14 protein-coding genes are annotated in these 15925 nt (G+C 73.4%); 8 read left to right on the plus strand and 6 right to left on the minus strand.

What is annotated here, in order from left to right; genetic code table 11:
- The first annotated feature begins 175 nt into the window (after positions 1–175).
- From AB0L29_RS07080 to AB0L29_RS07100, 5 genes are read left to right on the plus strand one after another with little or no spacing between them, the layout of a single operon-like run.
- Entirely contained in the window at positions 176–1801 is a 1626-nt protein-coding gene (locus AB0L29_RS07080; RefSeq protein ID WP_365824198.1) for an ABC transporter substrate-binding protein, read from the plus strand.
- Positions 1802–1811: 10 nt separating this feature from the next.
- A complete protein-coding gene (locus AB0L29_RS07085) occupies positions 1812–2771 on the plus strand; it encodes an ABC transporter permease (RefSeq protein WP_365824200.1) in 960 nt (319 codons plus the stop codon).
- A complete protein-coding gene (locus AB0L29_RS07090; RefSeq protein WP_365824202.1) occupies positions 2768–4783 on the plus strand; it encodes a dipeptide/oligopeptide/nickel ABC transporter permease/ATP-binding protein in 2016 nt (671 codons plus the stop codon). The genes AB0L29_RS07085 and AB0L29_RS07090 overlap by 4 nt, the downstream gene beginning before the upstream one ends.
- Positions 4780–5847, plus strand: a complete 1068-nt coding sequence (locus AB0L29_RS07095; protein WP_365824204.1) for an ABC transporter ATP-binding protein — start codon at positions 4780–4782, stop codon at positions 5845–5847. Before AB0L29_RS07090 ends, AB0L29_RS07095 begins: the two co-directional genes overlap by 4 nt.
- Positions 5844–6779, plus strand: a complete 936-nt coding sequence (locus tag AB0L29_RS07100; RefSeq protein ID WP_365824206.1) for a dihydrodipicolinate synthase family protein — start codon at positions 5844–5846, stop codon at positions 6777–6779. The genes AB0L29_RS07095 and AB0L29_RS07100 overlap by 4 nt, the downstream gene beginning before the upstream one ends.
- 209 nt (positions 6780–6988) lie before the next feature.
- Here AB0L29_RS07100 and AB0L29_RS07105 read toward each other — a convergent pair whose 3' ends face one another.
- Both AB0L29_RS07105 and leuA read right to left on the minus strand, forming a co-directional pair.
- On the minus strand, positions 6989–7684 hold the full coding sequence (locus tag AB0L29_RS07105; RefSeq protein ID WP_365824208.1) for a TerB family tellurite resistance protein: 696 nt from the start codon (positions 7682–7684) through the stop codon (positions 6989–6991).
- A 184-nt stretch (positions 7685–7868) separates the two neighbouring features.
- Entirely contained in the window at positions 7869–9590 is a 1722-nt protein-coding gene (gene leuA, locus AB0L29_RS07110) for a 2-isopropylmalate synthase (protein ID WP_365824210.1), read from the minus strand.
- A gap of 327 nt (positions 9591–9917) precedes the next feature.
- Between leuA and AB0L29_RS07115 the strand changes: the two genes are divergently transcribed.
- The 3 genes from AB0L29_RS07115 to AB0L29_RS07125 are packed head-to-tail and all read left to right on the plus strand — an operon-like array spanning position 9918 to position 12642.
- Positions 9918–10988: a M4 family metallopeptidase gene (locus AB0L29_RS07115; protein ID WP_365824212.1), complete on the plus strand. Its 1071-nt coding sequence runs from the start codon at positions 9918–9920 to the stop codon at positions 10986–10988.
- Positions 10989–11008: 20 nt separating this feature from the next.
- Positions 11009–11275: a protealysin inhibitor emfourin gene (locus AB0L29_RS07120; protein WP_365824214.1), complete on the plus strand. Its 267-nt coding sequence runs from the start codon at positions 11009–11011 to the stop codon at positions 11273–11275.
- A gap of 56 nt (positions 11276–11331) precedes the next feature.
- A complete protein-coding gene (locus AB0L29_RS07125) occupies positions 11332–12642 on the plus strand; it encodes a GH1 family beta-glucosidase (protein WP_365824216.1) in 1311 nt (436 codons plus the stop codon).
- A gap of 39 nt (positions 12643–12681) precedes the next feature.
- Here the strand turns inward: AB0L29_RS07125 and era are convergent, their stop codons facing one another.
- From era to AB0L29_RS07145, 4 genes are all read right to left on the minus strand, one after another.
- Complete coding sequence (gene era / locus AB0L29_RS07130; protein ID WP_365824218.1) at positions 12682–13635, minus strand: GTPase Era; 954 nt, start codon at positions 13633–13635, stop codon at positions 12682–12684.
- Positions 13636–13878: 243 nt separating this feature from the next.
- Positions 13879–14232 (minus strand): cytidine deaminase, encoded by a 354-nt coding sequence (locus AB0L29_RS07135; protein ID WP_365824220.1) that lies wholly within the window; start codon positions 14230–14232, stop codon positions 13879–13881.
- Between the two features lie 32 nt (positions 14233–14264).
- Positions 14265–14624 (minus strand): MmcQ/YjbR family DNA-binding protein, encoded by a 360-nt coding sequence (locus tag AB0L29_RS07140; protein ID WP_365824222.1) that lies wholly within the window; start codon positions 14622–14624, stop codon positions 14265–14267.
- Complete coding sequence (locus tag AB0L29_RS07145) at positions 14621–15925, minus strand: hemolysin family protein (RefSeq protein ID WP_365824224.1); 1305 nt, start codon at positions 15923–15925, stop codon at positions 14621–14623. Before AB0L29_RS07145 ends, AB0L29_RS07140 begins: the two co-directional genes overlap by 4 nt.

Consider the following 15925-nt stretch of genomic DNA (forward strand, 5'->3'; position numbering starts at 1 on the left):
CCCAGTGTCATTGGACCGGACCTCTGGCGGCCACCCCATTCGTGCGCGGGCCCTTGACCACCCCCACGGCCCCTCCTAAGGTCGCGCTGTCCACCGGACGTAGGACGTCGTACCTCCTCTCCCACCTGCCTTGTGCCGTCCGCCCTCCCCCACCCCCTCTTCCGCTGGAGGACCCGTGCGCGACGTGACCCGCGGCGTGCCGGCGCCGCGCCGCCGGACGCTGTTGAAGTACACCGGCGCGCTGGGGGCGGGCGCCGCCGCCGCCTCGCTGCCGGCCTGCGGCGGACCGGAGTCCACCAACGACACCGGCGGCGGGGGCGGCGGCCGGGACGGGACGCTCACGGCGGTCATCGGCTACGGCAACGACGGCAGCTGGGACCCCACCCAGACCGCCTCCGCGTTCTCCATGGCCGCCAACCACCACATCTACGAGGGCCTGCTCGACACCGACCCGATCTCCCGCGAGCCGTACGCGGCGCTGGCGACCGAGGTGCCGAAGGACCCGCACGGCACGGTGTGGCGGTTCACGCTGCGGGAGGGCGCCACCTTCCACGACGGGAAGCCCGTCACCGCCGACGACGTCGTCTTCGTCTTCGACCGGATCCTCGACCCGGACACCCAGACCCTCGCCAAGGGCTTCTTCGCGAGCTGGCTGGAGAAGGCCCGCGCGGTCGACCGGCGGACCGTGGAGCTGGTGCTGAGGTTCCCCTTCCCGGACGGGCTGGCACGGCTCACCCTCGCCAAGGTCATGCCGAAGCACGTCTTCTCCCGGCCCGGCGCCTGGAACGACGCGGTCAAGGGGCTGGCGGTCGGCTCGGGGCCGTACCGGCAGACCGCGCACCACCCGAAGTCCAACACCGCCTTCGAGGCGTTCGACGGCTACAACGGCCCGCGCCCGCCCGCCTTCCGGCGGATGAACTGGCTGACGATCGTCGACGCGGCACCCCGCGTCGCGAAGATCTCCGGCTCCGGCGCGGACGCCCAGATCGCCGACAACATCCCGTACGCCAACATCGGCCGGCTGGAGCGCGGCGGGCTGACCGTCGCCGGCGGGGCCGGGATGAACAACCTCTTCCTGATGTTCAACACCCGGCGCAAGCCCTTCGACGACGTGCGGGTGCGCCAGGCCCTGCACTACGCCATCGACACCGAGCAGATGGTCGAGGTGGCGCTCAAGGGCCACGGCAGGCCGGCGACGTCCTTCCTCGACGAGGCCAACCCCTGCCACCGGCGGGCGGGGACCGTCTACGACCACGACCCCGACCGGGCCAGGGCCCTGCTGAGGCAGGCCGGGGTCAGCGGGCTGGAGATCGACGTCCTCGCGGTGAACGTGAGCTGGATCGCCGACTGCCTGCCGACCCTGAAGTCCTCCTGGGACGCCGTCGGCGTGCGCACCACCCTCTCCCCGCAGGAGACCACCGCCGTCTTCACGAAGCTGGACCAGAAGCGGGACTACCAGGTCGTCGCCGCCGCCTCGAACCCCAACCAGTTCGGCCTCGACGCCGACCTGATCATGCACTACAACCACGGGCCCGGGAACCTGTGGATGCAGTACACGCGCTGGGCCGGCCACCCCGTCGCCGAGCGGCTGTTCCGGGACATGGCCGCCGCCACCCGCGAGCCCGACCCGGAGCGGAAGAAGGCGATGATCCAGGACTACATCGACGTCGTCGCCGAACAGGCCGTGCTCTACCCGGTCCTCCACAACGAGCTGATGACGGCCTGGGACGCCGACCGGCTCACCGGGATAAGGGCCCAGCCCTACCCCGGCATCAACCTGCTCCGGGCCAAGTGGGCCTAGGGGCCCGCCCGTGGCAGCCGTCCTGCGCGTCCTGGTCCGCCGCATCGCGCTGCTCGTCCCGCTGATGCTCGGCATCGTGCTGTTCGTGTTCCTGGTGATGCGGTTCTCGGACGTCGACCCGGCGTCCGCCTTCTTCCAGGGCGCCAACCCGACCCCGCGCCAGCTGCACGACTTCCGCGAGGAACACGGCCTGCTCGACCCGCTCCCGGTGCGCTACGCCCACTTCGTCGCCGACCTGCTCCACGGCGACCTGGGCACCAGCGCGCTGACCCGGGCACCGGTGGCCGAGCAGGTCGCCACCGCGCTGCCGCTCACCCTCCAGCTCACCTTCCTCGGCCTGGGCGTCGCGGTGGTGCTGGCGCTGCTGGGCGGGGTGACCGCCGCGATCCACCGGGACCGGCTGCCCGACCAGATCGTCCGGGTGGTGTCCCTGACCGGGGTCGCCGCGCCCGGCTTCTGGCTGGCGCTGCTGATGATCCAGTACCTGGCGGTCGACCTGGGCTGGTTCCCGACCGGCGGCTACGTCAACCCGGCCGACTCCCTCACCGGCTGGCTGCGGACGATGACGTTGCCCGCCCTCGCCCTGTCGCTGCCCGTCGCCGCCCAGCTCACGCGGATCGTGCGCACGGCCGTGGTCGAGGAACTGGACAAGGACTACGTCCGCACGGCGATCGGCAGCGGACTGCCGCCCCGGGTGGTGATCGGGCGCAACGTCCTCAGGAACGCCCTGATCAACCCCCTGACGGTGCTCGGCCTGCGCGTCGGCTACCTCCTGGGCGGCGCGGTCGTGATCGAGACGATCTTCTCGCTGCCCGGCATGGGCAAGCTGATGATCGACGCCGTGAAGAACGGCGACCCGGCCGTGGTCCAGGGGGTCGTCCTGACCACGGCGGCCGGCTTCGTCGTCGTGAACCTCGTCATCGACCTGCTGTACCTGCTGGTCAACCCGCGGCTGAGGGGGACGGCGTGATCTTCGGCCGCAAGCGCCTCACCGAAGCCCTGTCCCGTCCCGGCGTCCGGCTGCGCGGCCGGCGCCGGCTGCCGCCGCTGTCCAGGGCCGCCGTCTGCTTCCTGGCGGTCGTCCTCCTGGCGGCGTTCCTCGCGCCCCTGCTCGCCCCGCACGACCCGCTCGACCAGCAGCCGCCCGTCGACGGCACCGGCCGGCCGTCCGCCGGGCACTGGATGGGCCAGGACAGCCTCGGCCGGGACGTCCTCGCCCGGCTGATGTACGGCGCCCGCTGGTCCCTGGCGATCGGGTTCGGCGCCACCGCGCTCGCCCTCGTCGCCGGGGCGCTCCTCGGCGCGGTCGCGGCCACCTCCCGCAAGGCGGTCGACGAGACGCTGATGCGCTGCCTGGACGTGGTGATGGCGTTCCCCGGCATCGCGCTGGCGGCCGTGCTGGTCGCCGTGTTCGGCGGCGGGGTCACGGTGCTGGTCTGCGCGATCGCGTTCCTGTTCACGCCACCGGTGGCGCGGGTCGTCCGGGCCAACGTCCTCGACCAGTACGGCGAGGACTACGTGACCGCGGAACGGGTCATCGGCGCGCGCACCCCCCACATCGTGCTGAAGCACGTGGCGGTCAACTGCACCGCCCCGGTGCTGGTGTTCTGCACGGTCCAGGTCGCCGAGGCGATCGTGTTCGAGGCGTCGCTGTCCTTCATCGGCGCGGGCGTGCGGCCCCCGGACCCCTCCTGGGGGAGCGTCATCGCCGACGGCAAGAACATGGTGCTGACCGGGGGCTGGTGGGCGACCGTCTTCCCGGGGCTGCTGATGCTGCTCACCGTGCTGTCGCTGAACGTCCTGTCCGAGGGCGTGTCCGACGCGTGGGCGGCCCCGTCGGCGCGGGAGGCGCAGATGCGGGACGGGGTACGGGACGAGGACCGGCTGGAGGCGCCGGAGCCCGGCGGCGACGTCGTCCGGCTGCCCGGCCTGGCCGAGGCGGCCCGGCGGCTGCGCGCGCGTGCCCGCGACCTCCCCCGCGACGGGCGGCCGGTGCTGGCCGTCGAGAACCTCGCCCTCGGCTTCGGCCACCGCCACGGCGGCGTGGACGTCCTGGACGGCATCAGCTTCGAGGTGCACCCCGGCGAGGTCCTCGGCCTGGTCGGCGAGTCGGGCTGCGGCAAGTCGCTGACCGCACTCGCCGTGATGGGACTGGAACCGAAGGGCGCCCGGGTGCGCGGCCACGTGCGCTTCGGCGGGCGGGACCTGCTCGCCGAGCCGGTGCGCGTGCGGCGCGGACTGCTCGGCCACGAGATGGCGATGATCTACCAGGACGCGCTGTCGTCGCTGAACCCGGCGATGACGATCCGCGCACAGCTGAGGCAGGTCGTACGGCGCGGCGGGCGCCGCGGCCCCGCCGAACTCCTCACGATGGTCGGCCTCGACCCCGGCCGCACCCTGCGCAGCTACCCGCACGAGCTCTCGGGGGGCCAGCGCCAGCGCGTGCTGATCGCCATGGCCCTGTCCCGCGAGCCGAGACTGATCGTCGCCGACGAGCCGACGACCGCCCTGGACGTGACCGTGCAGGCGCAGGTCGTCGAGCTGCTGCTCGGGCTGCGGGAGGAGCTGGGCTTCGCGCTGATCCTGGTCTCCCACGATCTGGCGCTGGTCGCGGACGTCACCGACCGGGTGGCCGTGATGTACGGCGGGCAGATCGTGGAGACGGGCGTGACCGCCGACCTGGTGGAGGCGCCGGCCCACCACTACACGCGCGGGCTGCTCGCCAGTGTGCTGTCGCTGGAGTCGGCGGCCGAGCGGCTGGCGCAGATCAGGGGCGTGGTGCCCTCCCCCGCCGACTTCCCCGCGGGCTGCCGCTTCGCCGGCCGGTGCCCCCTGGCGAGCGAGGTCTGCCGGACGACGGCGCCCGTCCCGGCGGGCACGCCGACGCACACCGCGGCCTGCCACCACCCGGCCGTCGTCCTGCCGACGGCGCGAGCCCCGAAGAGCCCGGAGAGCCCGGAGAGTCCGGAGGCCGTGACGTGAGCGCGTCGGGGAAGCCGTCCGGCGGCCCGCCGGTGGAGCCGCCCGGAGGCCCGCTGGTGGAGCTGTCCGACGCGCACGTCGTCCACCGGGCCCGCGGCGGCGGCCTGTTCCGCCGCGACCGGGTGTACGCCCTGACCGGCGCCGACCTCACCGTCGCGCCCGGCGAGACGGTCGGTGTGGTCGGTGAGTCGGGCTGCGGGAAGTCGACGCTGGCGAAGGTGCTGGTGGGCGTGGAGCGGCCGGTGTCCGGGACGGTGGCGTTCCGGGGCCGGGACCTGTGGGCGATGGCACCGGCCGAGCGCCGCAGGGCCGTCGGCGGCAGCATCGGCATGGTCTTCCAGGATCCGTCGACGGCCCTGAACCGCCGCCTGACCGTCCGGCGGATCCTGCGGGACCCGCTGGACGTGCACGACCGGGGCACGAAAGCGCAGCGTGAGGACCGGGTACGGGAGCTGATGTCCCTGGTCGGTCTCCCGCGCGCCCTGGCCGACGCCCTGCCCGGCCAGTTGTCCGGCGGCCAGCGCCAGCGCGTCGCCATCGCCCGCGCGCTCGCCCTCGACCCGGACCTGGTCGTGGCGGACGAGCCGACCAGCGCCCTGGACGTGTCCGTGCGGGCCCAGATCCTCAACCTGCTCCTCGACCTGAAGGAACGCCTGGCCCTGGCCCTGGTCTTCGTCTCGCACGACATCCAGACGGTGCGGCGGATGAGCGACCGCGTGATCACCATGTACCTGGGCCGGATCGTGGAGGAGACCCCGGCCGCCCGGGTCGCCGACCGGGCCCGGCACCCGTACACGCGTGCCCTGTTCTCCGCCACGCCCGGCCTGCTGCACCCGATCGACCCGATCCCGCTGACCGGCCCGGTGCCGTCGGCGACCCGCCCGCCGAGCGGCTGCCCGTTCCGCACCCGCTGCTGGAAGGCGGACGAGGCGTGCGCGCGGCTGATGCCGGACTTCTCGGCCGCGTCGGCCCCGGGACACCGCTTCCGCTGCCACCATCCTGTCGAGGAGGACGAGTCGACCCGCGACCTCGTACGCCGGAACCAGCCCAGGGAGCCCTCGTGACCTTTCCCGCCCCGCTCACCGGTGTCGTCCCGCCCGTGTGCACGCCCCTGACACCGGACCGCGAGGTGGACGTCCCCTCACTGCTCCGGCTGGTCGACCACCTGGTGGCGGGCGGGGTGCGCGGCCTGTTCGTGCTGGGCTCGACCTCGGAGGCGGCGTACCTGACGGACCGGCAGCGCGGGCTGGTGGTGGAGTCGGTGACGGCCCACGTGGGCGGACAGCTCCCGGTCCTGGCGGGCGCCATCGACATGTCGACGCCCCGGGTCCTGGACCACGTGCGCCAGGTCACGCGGGCGGGCGCGGACGCGGTCGTCGTCACCTCCCCGTTCTACAGCCGCACCCATCCGGCGGAGGTCGCCCGCCACTACCGCCTGGTCGCCGCGGCCTGCCCGGTCCCGGTCCTGGCCTACGACCTGCCGGTCGCGGTGCACACCAAGCTGGCCGCCGAACTGGTGCTGGAGCTGGCCGCCGAGGGCGTGCTCGCCGGGCTGAAGGACTCCAGCGGCGACCTGGGCGGCTTCCGCGCGGTCGCAACCGGCGCCCGGGCCCACCCCGGCATCACCGGCTTCAGCGTCCTGACCGGCTCCGAACTGATCGTCGACGCGGCGCTCGCGGTGGGCGCCGACGGGGCGGTGCCCGGCCTCGCCAACGTCGACCCGCACGGCTACGTCCGCCTCGACCGGTCGTGGCGCGCCGGGGACCCGGAGCGGGCCCGCGCCGAGCAGGAACGCCTGTGCGCCCTGTTCGGCATGGTGGACGTCGGCGACCCGGCCCGCATGGGCGCCGGTTCCTCGGCCATCGGCGCCTTCAAGGCCGCCCTGCACCTGCGGGGCGTGATCGCCTGCCCGGCGACGGCCGAGCCGCAGGTGCCGCTGTCGGCGGACGAGGTGGAGCGGGTGGGGGTGTTCCTCGCCGGCGCGGGGCTGCTGTGAGGACCGGCGGGCGACGGCGCCGGGGGCCGCGCGGGAACCGCCCGGCCGGCCGGGCCGTCGGACCCGGCGGCACCCCTGTGCCGTGTCCGTGAACCGGGTGTCCCGGAGGCGCCCGGCGCGGGCCGCGGCGCCCGCACGGGTCACGACGGCATCCGCACGGGAGTCACGACGGCGCCGGCACGGGGGTCACGACAGCATCGGCACGGGGGTCACGACGGTGTCCGCGCCGCCGCCAGCAGCCGCGTCACGTCGTCCGAGCAGATGGTGAGGGCGGCCCCGACGGTGGCCAGGACGTCCCGCTCGGCGGGGGTGTAGGGGCCGTCGGCCAGGGCGATGCGGGCGCCCTGGAGCAGGATCGACTCGCGGCCGGTGGGGGCCAGGTGCGGGGTCAGCGGGTCCAGCGCCTCGTGCAGCTCTATGGCCAGGCCCGCGCCGCACGGCTCCCCGGCGATCCGGCCGGTGTCCGCCTCCAGGGCCTCGACGAGGGCGGCCAGCTGCTCCTGGGTGCAGTCGTCGAAGCCGGCCGCGCGCACCGCGCCGGCCGCCGCGTCCAGGGCCGAGCGGGAGCCGGCGCCGCCCGCGGCGAGCACGGCGAGGGCGACGGTGTGGACGGCGTCGCGGAGCATCGCGGAGAAGCGGACGGTGGTCGGGTGGTCCAGCACCTCGGTGCCGAAGTGGCGGCGGCAGGCCGCGCACTCGACGACCGGCCCGGTCTCGCCGCGCGGCAGCACGGGCACGCCGAGCAGGGAGAAGCGGCGCTGCCCGGTCAGCCGCTGGTAGTTGCGGTCGCCGCCGCAGCCGGGGCAGAAGAACTCCCCGTCGCCGACGGCCGTCCACGCGGTCCGGGTGCCCAGGACGCGCGCAAGTCTGGCGACACGGCCGTTTCGTCCCCGTCCTGGCAGCACGTCGCACCTCCGTAACCCCACGGCAACATCGCCGCGCTTGCGTGATGTTAGCCACATCCGCGAGGCAGAGTCAGTACCCCGGAGGAGACCTTTCCGTGACCTCTACAGCAATTGGCCGGTATACGACGGGGCCCCGTCCACCGGACAACGGTGGACGGGGCCCGCGAATCCCCGGTTCGGCTGGTCAGCGGGCCGCTCGGTTGACGGCGGAGACGACGGCCTTGAGCGAGGCCCGCGTCGTGTTCGCGTCGATTCCGATGCCCCACAGGACCTTGCCGTCGATGGCGCACTCGATGTAGGAGGCGGCCTGCGCGGAGGCGCCCTCGCTCATCGTGTGCTCCTGGTAGTCCAGCAGGCGTACGTCGATGCCGATGGACTGCAGCGCGTCGAAGAAGGCAGAGATCGGACCGTTGCCGGTGCCGGTCAGGACCGTGTCCCGGCCGTCGACCGCGGCCTCGACGGTGAGCGTGTCGACGCCGTCGCGGTCCGTGGTGGACTGGCCGTTCTTGACCTGGATGCGGCCCCAGGGGTTGCCGGGGTTGGGCAGGTACTCGTCCTGGAAGACCGCCCAGATGTCCTTCGGCGTGATCTCGCCGCCCTCGGCGTCCGTCTTCGCCTGGATGATCTTCGAGAACTCGATCTGCATCCGGCGCGGCAGGTCCAGCTTGTGCTCGTTCTTCAGCACGTAGGCGACACCGCCCTTGCCGGACTGCGAGTTGACGCGGATGACCGCCTCGTAGGAGCGGCCCACGTCCTTGGGGTCGATGGGCAGGTACGGCACGGCCCACTCGATGTCGTCGACGGTGACGCCCCTGGCCTTCGCGTCGGCCTCCATGGCGTCGAAGCCCTTCTTGATGGCGTCCTGGTGGGAGCCGGAGAAGGACGTGTAGACCAGGTCGCCCACGTACGGGTGGCGCGGGTGGACCTCCATCTGGTTGCAGTACTCCCACGTACGGCGGATCTCGTCGATGTCGGAGAAGTCGATCTGCGGGTCGACGCCCTGGGAGAACAGGTTCATGCCCAGGGTGACCAGGTCGACGTTGCCGGTGCGCTCGCCCTGCCCGAACAGGCAGCCCTCGACGCGGTCGGCGCCGGCCATCAGCGCCAGCTCGGCGGCGGCGACGGCGGTGCCGCGGTCGTTGTGCGGGTGCACGGACAGGCACACGAACTCGCGCCGCGACAGGTGGCGGTGCATCCACTCGAAGCGGTCGGCGTGCGTGGAGGGCGTCGAACGCTCCACCGTGGCGGGCAGGTTGAGGATGATCTCGCGGTCCGGGCCGGGCTGCCAGACGTCCATCACCGACTCGCAGACCTCCAGCGCGAAGTCCAGCTCGGTGTCGGTGAAGATCTCGGGGCTGTACTGGTAGCCGAAGTGCGTCTCCGGGCCCAGCAGCTTCTCGGCGTACTCCATGACCAGCCGCGTGCCGTCGACGGCGATCTGCCTGATGTCGTCCCTGGAGCCGCGGAAGACCACCCGGCGGAAGACCGGGGCGGTGGCGTTGTACAGGTGGACGGTGGCGCGGTGGGCGCCCTTCAGGGACTCCACCGTCCGCTCGATCAGGTCCTCGCGGGCCTGGGTGAGGACGGAGATCGTCACGTCCTCGGGGATGGCGCCGGGCTCCTCGACGATGGAGCGCACGAAGTCGTAGTCGGTCTGGCCGGAGGCCGGGAAGCCGACCTCGATCTCCTTGTAGCCCATCTTGACCAGCAGGTCGAACATCGCGCGCTTGCGGGCGGGCGACATCGGGTCGATCAGGGCCTGGTTGCCGTCGCGCAGGTCGGTGGAGAGCCAGCGGGGGGCGACGGTGATCCGGTTGTCCGGCCAGGTGCGGTCGGGGATGTCGACCTGCTCGTAGCGGCCGTACTTGTGGATCGGCATGGAACTGGGCTGCTGGCGGTTGGCCATGGTGCGTGGGCTCCTCTGGGGGTCCGCGGGTCCGGATGGACGGCCGACGGCGCAGCGCCAAACTCCGCGGGGAGGGGGTCGGCCTCGGTTACAGGCCCTCGCCGCGGCAGCTAAGGAGAAGCAGCCCGAAACGCATGATGCGCAGCATGCTAGCCGAGCTCCTCCGGGTGCGCGGGTCCGTATCAGTATGCGGGACCGCGGGCGCAAAGGGGGCGAAACCCGCGTCATACCACCGGGACGGGGGGCGCGGGCCGCCTTGCCCCGGCATTTCACCAATCATGGTTGCGGCGGGTGACAGGAGTGTCACGCAGTGCGAAGGTGCCGGGCATGACGACCCACGGGGGCTTCGAGCCCGTCTTCTGCACCATCGTTCCGCCCCATGTCCTCGACCGCCTCGCCCGGGCCGAGGACCCCGCGCTCGCCCGCCCCGCGCGCCGCACCCTGGAGCGCGACGCCTTCGAGCGCACCCGCCGCCGTCTGACCACGGTCGTCGGCGCCCCGGCCGCGGCCCCGCGCGCCGGGGCCGAGCCCGCCAGGCCGCAGCGCACGGTCTTCGACGCCAGGCACGGCACCGACCTGCCCGGCCGCGCGGTGCGCCGCGAGGGCGACGAACCCGGCAGGGACGCCACCGTCAACCGCGCCTACGCGGGCCTCGGCGCCACCTTCGAGCTGTTCCTCACGGCGTTCGGGCGCGACTCCGTCGACGGCGGCGGGCTGCCGCTCGACGCGACCGTCCACTACGACCGCGACTACGGCAACGCCTTCTGGAACGGCGAGCAGATGGTCTTCGGCGACGGGGACGGGGAGGTCTTCCTCGACTTCACCCTCCCGCTCGACGTCATCGGCCACGAACTCGCCCACGGCGTCACGCAGTACACGGCCAACCTCACCTACTTCGGCCAGCCCGGCGCCCTGAACGAGTCCCTGTCGGACGTCTTCGGCTCCCTCGTCAAGCAGTACGCGCTCGGCCAGACCGCCGCCGAGGCCGACTGGCTGATCGGCGCGGGCCTGCTCGCCCCGCGCGTGACGGGCAGGGCGCTGCGCTCGATGAAGGAGCCGGGCACGGCGTACGACGACGACGTCCTCGGCAGGGACCCGCAGCCCGCGACGATGGACGGCTATGTGCGCACCGGCCGCGACAACGGCGGCGTCCACATCGACTCCGGCATCCCCAACCACGCCTTCTACCTGGCCGCCACGGCCCTCGGCGGCCACGCCTGGGAGCGGGCCGGGCAGGTCTGGTACGACGTGCTGGCCGGCGGGGAGCTGAAGCAGGACGCGCTGTTCGCCGAGTTCGCGACGCTCACGGTGAAGGCGGCGCGGGCCCGGTACGGCGACGGCGCGGAGGCCGAAGCCGTGACCAAGGCGTGGGAGCGGGTCGGGGTGCGCACGCTGTAGTTCCGTACTAGACAGGGGCCATGCGGATTCAGGTGAGGCGCACGGGCGGGTTCGCGGGCATCGAGCGCCGGGCCGAGGTGGACACCTCGGGACGCGCCGACGCGCACGAGTGGCACGTCCTGGCCGAGAAGGCGGTCGCCGCGGGCCGGGACACCCCGCCGGCCGGGGTGCCGGACGGCTTCGGCTACCGGATCACCGTGGACGGCAGGACCGTGTACTGCGCGGACCCCCGGCTGACGGAGGAGCAGCGCGAGCTGGTCTCGCGGGTGCTGCGGGAAGGGGCCTGACCGCCTCTTCCCGCACGGGCGTTGACTTCCCCCGCGCGGGCGCGGACGATCCGCGCATGGCGACTGACGCGGGCGGCCCGATCCCCCGGTTCCCGGCCGGCTTCCTGTGGGGCGTGTCGACCTCGGCGCACCAGATCGAGGGCGCGGCCGACCGGCGCGAGCCGTCCGTGTGGGACGTCTTCACGGCCGGGCCGGGCCGGGTGAGGGACGGCTCGACGGCGGCGGTGGCCTGCGACCACTACCACCGCCACCGCGAGGACGTGGCCCTGCTGGCCGGCCTGGGCGTGCGGGCGTACCGGTTCTCCGTCTCCTGGCCCAGGGTGCGCTCCGGGGACCTCGGCTTCTACGACCGCCTGGTGGACGACCTGTGCGCCGCGGGCGTGCGCCCGGTGCCGACGCTGTTCCACTGGGACCTGCCGGCCGGGCTCGACTGGCGGCAGCGGGACACGGCGTCGCGTTTCGCCGAGTACGTCTCGGTGGTCGCCGGCCGCCTAGGCGACCGCGTGACGAAGTGGATCACCCTCAACGAACCGGCCGAGCACACCCTGCTCGGCCACGCCCTGGGCGTCCACGCCCCCGGCGAGCGGCTGCTCCTCGACGCCCTCCCGGTCGCCCACCACCAGCTGCTGGCCCACGGCCTGGCCGTACGGGCGCTGCGCGCCCACGGCGCCACGGACATCGGCATCGCCAACTCGCACGGCCCGACGTGGCCGGCCTCGCGGGAGCCCGCGGACGTGGCGGCCGCGGAGTTCTACGACACCCTGCTGAACCGCCTGTTCGCCGACCCGCTGCTGCTGGGCCGGTACCCGGACGGCATCGTCGCGTCACTGCCCGGCGGCGCCGAGGCGGACCTGGAGGTCCTCGCCGAGCCGGTCGACTGGTACGGCGTCAACTACTACGCCCCGACGCGGATCGGGGCCCCGCGGGGCGGGCGGACCGGGTTCGGCGGGGTGCCCCTGCCCGCCGGACTGCCCTTCTCCGTGCGGGAGATCGAGGACCGCCCGGTGACCGACTCCGGCTGGCCGGTGGTCCCCGAAGGGCTCACGGACCTCCTGACCGCCTTCCGCGACCGCTACGGCGACCGCCTCCCGCCGGTCGTCGTCACCGAGAACGGCTGCAGCTACGGGGGCCTCGACGACCAGGACCGCATCGCCTACCTCGACGGCCACATCCGGGCGCTGCACCGGGCGGTCGAGGCGGGCGTGGACGTCCGCGGGTACTTCGTGTGGTCGCTGCTGGACAACTTCGAGTGGGCGCAGGGGTACACGCAGCGCTTCGGGCTGGTCCACGTGGACTTCGAGACGCTGGAGCGCACCCCGAAGGCGTCGTACGCCTGGTTCCGGGAGGTGCTGCGGGCCCAGGGGTGAGCCCGCCCGCCCGGGCCGGGTGCCCGCGAGGGGCGTGCCTCAAAAGCCCAGGCGGCGCAGCTGCTTGGGGTCCCGCTGCCAGTCCTTCGCCACCTTCACGTGCAGGTCCAGGAAGACCGGGGTCCCCAGCAGCGCCTCGATCTGCTTGCGGGACCTGATGCCGACCTCCTTCAGGCGCTTGCCCTTGGGGCCGATGATGATGCCCTTCTGGCTGGGGCGTTCGATGAAGAGGTTGGCGTGGATGTCCAGCAGCGGCTTGTCGGCCGGGCGGTCCTCGCGCGGCAGCATCTCCTCGACGACCACGGCGATGGAGTGCGGCAGCTCGTCGCGCACGCCCTCCAGCGCGGCCTCCCGGATCAGCTCCGCCACCATGACCTGCTCGGGCTCGTCCGTCAGGTCGCCCTCGGGGTAGAGCGCCGGGCCCTCGGGCAGCAGCGGGATCAGCAGGTCCGCCAGCAGGTCCACCTGCTTGTTCGCGGTCGCCGAGACCGGCACGATCTCCGCCCAGGTGATCCCGAGCTCCTTGCCCAGCTGGTCGACGGCGATCAGCTGCTCGGCCAGCGCCTTGGAGTCGACCAGGTCGGTCTTGGTGACGATCGCGACCTTCGGCGTCTTCCTGATCCCGGCGAGCTCCTTGGCGATGAAGCGGTCGCCCGGGCCGATCTTCTGGTCGGCGGGCAGGCAGAAGCCGATCACGTCGACCTCGGCCCATGTCGTGCGGACCACGTCGTTGAGCCGCTCGCCGAGCAGCGTGCGCGGCTTGTGCAGGCCCGGGGTGTCGACGAGGATCAGCTGCGCGTCCGGCCGGTGCACGATCCCGCGCACCGTGTGCCGGGTCGTCTGCGGCCGGTTCGAGGTGATCGCCACCTTCTGCCCGACCAGAGCGTTCGTGAGGGTGGACTTGCCCGCGTTGGGGCGGCCGACGAAGCAGGCGAAGCCGGCCCGGTGGACGGCCTCGGCCGACTGTTCGGATGACTGGGTACGAACGCTCATGCCGCCCATTCTCCCTGATCCCCGGAGCCCCACCGCACCACGATCCGTCACGGCGCACCCGCACCGCCCCGCGGTCACGGCACGGGGTCCCGGGGCGCCGTGCCCCGGCCGGCCCTCGTGACCCGTGACCCGTGGCCGCCGGGCCCGCCGCCCGTCGCCCGCCGTCGCCGTCGCCGTCGCCGTCGCCGTCGCCGGGATGAGCGTCGCCGGGGCCGGGTCCCGCGCGCGGGAAGCGGACGCGGTTCAGCCGGCGGCCACCGTCGCCCGGACCGTCCCGTCCGGACCGGCCACCAGCACCGGCGTCCCCGGTCCCCCGAGGTCCCGGACGGCCGCCAGGTCCTCCTCCACCGCGGTCCCGGCCTCGGTCACGACCGCCGCCGCCTCCAGCGACTTCGCGCCCGAGGCCACCGCCATCGCCACCGCCGTGCGCAGGGCGCTGAGCCGCAGCGAGTCGAGGGCGACGGTCCCCGCCACGTACGTACGCCCGGTCTCGTCGCGTACGGCCGCCCCCTCGGGGACGCCGTTGCGGGCCCGCGCGGAACGGGCCAGGGTGACGATCTTGCGGTCCTCGGGGTCGAGCGCGCTGCTGTCGGTCATGAGCCGAGCATACGGAACGGCCCGGGCCGGTCTCAGGGCCGGTCGAGGCGGAGGCGGTCGGCCCGCGGGAGCTTCGCGACGACCAGGTCGTAGGAGTCCTCGATCAGTTCGCGGACGAGAGCGTCGGGGAGCGCGCCGTCGACGGTCACCGTGTTCCAGTGGCGCTTGTTCATGTGCCAGCCCGGGACGATCAGGTCCGGGTGCCCGGCGCGCAGCCGCAGCGCGTCCTCCGGGTCGCACTTGAGGTTGACCGTCAGGGGGCGCGCGTCCAGGTCCGCCAGGGCGAACATCCGGCCCAGCACCTTGAAGACCGAGGTCTGCGGGCCGAACGGGAAGTCCTCCACGGCCGCGTCGAAGGACAGGCAGAACGCGCGCAGTTCCCGCGGGGTCACTCCGGCTTCTCCTCCTGCCCGGCTTCGGGCGGGCCCACCGGCTCCACCAGCACGGTGACGATCTTGTTGCGGCGGCCGGCGGCGGCCTCCGCGGTGAGCCGCAGCGCACGGCCGTCGGGCAGGTCCACGGCCGCGGAGGCGCCGGCGATCGGGACCCGGCCGAGCGCCTTGGCCAGCAGGCCGCCGACGGTCTCCACGTCCTCGTCGTCGAAGGACTCCAGGCCGTACAGCTCGCCGAGGTCGCCGATGTCGAGGCGGGCGGTGACCCGGTGGCGGTTCTCGCCGAGGTCCTCCACCGGGGGCAGTTCGCGGTCGTACTCGTCGGTGATCTCGCCGACGATCTCCTCGAGGATGTCCTCGATGGTGACGATGCCCGCGGTGCCGCCGTACTCGTCGATGACGACGGCGACGTGGTTGCGCTCCTTCTGCATCTCGCGCAGCAGGTCGCCGGCGTTCTTGGTGTCGGGCACGAAGAACGCCGGGCGCATCGCTGTGGACACCAGCTCCGACTCGGCGTCGCGGCTGATGTGCGTCCTGCGGACCAGGTCCTTCAGGTACACGATCCCGACGACGTCGTCCTCGCTCTCGCCGGTCACCGGGATGCGCGAGAAACCGGAGCGCAGGGCGAGGGTGAGGGCCTGGCGGATGGTCTTGTAGCGCTCGATGACCACCAGGTCCGTGCGCGGGACCATGACCTCGCGCACCAGGGTGTCGCCCAGTTCGAAGACGGAGTGCACCATGCGGCGCTCCTCGTCCTCGATCAGCGACTCGGCCTCGGCCAGGTCGACCAGGGCCCGCAGCTCCGCCTCGGAGGCGAACGGGCCGCGGGGGAAGCCCTTGCCGGGGGTGAGCGCGTTGCCGAGGAGGATCAGCAGGGACGGGACGGGGCCCATGATCCTCGCCAGCGGCACCAGGACGTAGGCGGCCACCGTCGCGGTGGTCAGCGGGTGCTGGCGGCCGATGGTGCGCGGGGAGACCCCGACCGCGACGTACGACACGAGCACCATGACCGCGATGGCGATCAGCAGCGCCTCGGCGGTGCTGTCGAACTGCGCCAGGCAGGCGTGGGTGACCAGCGCGGCGGCGGCCATCTCGCAGGCGACCCGGACCAGCAGCGCCACGTTGAGGTAGCGGGTGGGGTCCGCGGCGACCCGGGCGAGCCTGGCGCTGCCGCGGCGGCCGGAGCGTACGGCCTCCTCGGCGCGGAAGCTGGAGACCCGCGCCAGGCCCGCCTCCGCGCAGGCGGCGAGCCAGGCGACCACGACCAGGGCGATCGCGCCGAGAACGAGGTGTGGACTCAT

It is taken from the genome of Streptomyces sp. NPDC052701 (genome assembly GCF_040678355.1).
In the GTDB taxonomy this organism is placed as follows: domain Bacteria; phylum Actinomycetota; class Actinomycetes; order Streptomycetales; family Streptomycetaceae; genus Streptomyces.

Excerpts from the sequence above, each read along its gene's own strand:
- AB0L29_RS07125 (WP_365824216.1), top strand. The coding sequence starts at position 11,332 with ATGGCGACTGACGCGGGCGGCCCGATCCCCCGGTTCCCGGCCGGCTTC.
- AB0L29_RS07120 (WP_365824214.1), top strand. The coding sequence starts at position 11,009 with ATGCGGATTCAGGTGAGGCGCACGGGCGGGTTCGCGGGCATCGAGCGC.
- AB0L29_RS07135 (WP_365824220.1), bottom strand. The coding sequence starts at position 14,232 with ATGACCGACAGCAGCGCGCTCGACCCCGAGGACCGCAAGATCGTCACC.
- AB0L29_RS07115 (WP_365824212.1), top strand. The coding sequence starts at position 9,918 with ATGACGACCCACGGGGGCTTCGAGCCCGTCTTCTGCACCATCGTTCCG.
- AB0L29_RS07145 (WP_365824224.1), bottom strand. The coding sequence starts at position 15,925 with ATGAGTCCACACCTCGTTCTCGGCGCGATCGCCCTGGTCGTGGTCGCC.
- era (WP_365824218.1), bottom strand. The coding sequence starts at position 13,635 with ATGAGCGTTCGTACCCAGTCATCCGAACAGTCGGCCGAGGCCGTCCAC.
- leuA (WP_365824210.1), bottom strand. The coding sequence starts at position 9,590 with ATGGCCAACCGCCAGCAGCCCAGTTCCATGCCGATCCACAAGTACGGC.